This is a genomic window from Mycobacterium sp., from assembly GCF_039583785.1.
In the GTDB taxonomy this organism is placed as follows: Bacteria; Actinomycetota; Actinomycetes; order Mycobacteriales; family Mycobacteriaceae; genus Mycobacterium.
The window spans coordinates 1-1,585 of sequence record NZ_JAVKSG010000207.1 but is presented as its reverse complement, the minus strand read 5'-3'; the positions used below and the strand labels follow the sequence as shown (position 1 = coordinate 1,585).

Here is a 1,585-nt window from a genome sequence, read left to right as displayed (position 1 = left end):
TGCGGCGTCGGCCAAGCCTCAGACGATCTGCAGGCCCTCGGGAATATTGGCCGGATCGCGCCAGAAGGCGTCGTTGACAAACCGCCTGAACAAGTCGGGGGGCAGCAGGCTCGCGCGGGGTTCGGCCTTGACGGTGCTGCCCACGGTGTGCAGGCCGGGGGTGCCGGCGCGTTCGTCGAAGTCGGTGACGTCGTAGTCGATGTGGTCGAAGTCGTGCTCGAAACCCGGCTCGCCGATAAAGCCGTAGATGGCGTGCATGGTCTTGGCCGGGTCGGCGGTCAGGGTTTCGTACTGGACCAGCAGCAGGCGGTCCTGTTGTGCGCCGAAGCAGGCCTGCTTGAGCGCATCGTAGGGGGCGCCGACCATGCCGTCGGCCGAGGCCACACCATTGGCGCGGGTATAGACCGTGCCGCCGGCGCTGTAGTTGAAGATCGACGACGGGCTAAAGACGTTGCGTTGCACCAACCGCTCGATGCTGTCGATCACCCACGCCAAATCGCGCACGCAGGCAATCACTTTCGCTTCGGGAAACAGCCGGGCAACCGCCGGCATCCACGCGCACCAGGCCCGGTTGGTGTCGAAGATCACCTCGGCGCGGCAATCGGCATAGTAGTTGTCGAACAACCCGTGCAGGATGCGCTGCCGCTTGGCGTCGTCGATGAAGATCGAAGACTCGTTACGGGCGCTCATCTCGCCCAACAGGGCGCCGAACAGGCCGGCCAGCGGACCCGACATACCGGCCTGGAACCGCGGGTTTTGCCGCAGCAACGCGGCCAGCAGCGTCGAGCCCGAACGCGGCAGGCCAGAGATGAAATGGATGGCTGTCATCGGCGCCTTGCCTTCCCGGCTTTGCCTGCGGGCACCAAGCCGATTGATGTCCAAACATTAACTGACTGCGCCGTGTGGAGCGTGAGTTTCGACAGTGCAGGTCAAAGCCGATCGCCGGTGGTCACAGCGGTTTTATCGAGAGGGCTTCGTGCGGCATACGGCTCTGTCAAAACCCACGGCGTTCGGATCCGATGTCGCGACGTTTCCGCTGCCGGTGCAGATTCGGTGGTCTACTCGGTTGTCGAGGGGTTGTCGACGTCCCTGTAGTGCTTGTGGAACCGGGCAGGTTCATCGTCGATGGTATTGACAACAAGGTGGCGGGCGGCGATGTCTGCGCGTTGTGCTGGCAACACGCGCTGATAGGTGGCGCACAGCAGTTGCCGGTAAAGGCCCGGGCCGTGCTGGCGTTTGTCCGGCGGCGGTGTGTGCGGGACGAGCGACGGGCCGGACGTAGCACGCCGATGCCGGCGCACCTACGCTTCGAGCCACCCCAATGCGCTGCCGATGTAGTAGTCAAGCTGGTCCAGGTGATCGAGAAAGCTGACGACCGCGTTGTCGTCGATCGTCTCGTACCGATGGACCAGCAGGTTGCAGAACCCGGCTGCGCGTGCCATCACCCCGGCAAGCTCAGCTGAGATGACGCCGTGCCGCCCGAGGCTGCGCATTGCATCGGCATTCGAGTCGGGTGCCTCCCAGCCCTCGGATGCCGCAACGTGGTGCGCGATGCTGATGCAGCCCTCGATAGCGGTGAGAAATC

Annotated in this window: 2 protein-coding genes; both read right to left on the bottom strand. The window is 64.2% G+C overall.

Annotated elements, in window-relative coordinates:
• Window positions 1–18 precede the first annotated feature (18 nt).
• Complete coding sequence (locus tag ABDV69_RS21425) at window positions 19–828, bottom strand: sulfotransferase (RefSeq protein ID WP_343577853.1); 810 nt, start codon at window positions 826–828, stop codon at window positions 19–21.
• 473 nt (window positions 829–1,301) lie between these two features.
• The coding region (locus ABDV69_RS21420) for a HepT-like ribonuclease domain-containing protein (protein WP_343577851.1) at window positions 1,302–1,585 on the bottom strand (284 nt) is incomplete at its 5' end.

Bases quoted from the DNA above. Each gene is read 5' to 3' on its own strand.
- ABDV69_RS21425 (WP_343577853.1), bottom strand. From the start codon at position 828: ATGACAGCCATCCATTTCATCTCTGGCCTGCCGCGTTCGGGCTCGACG.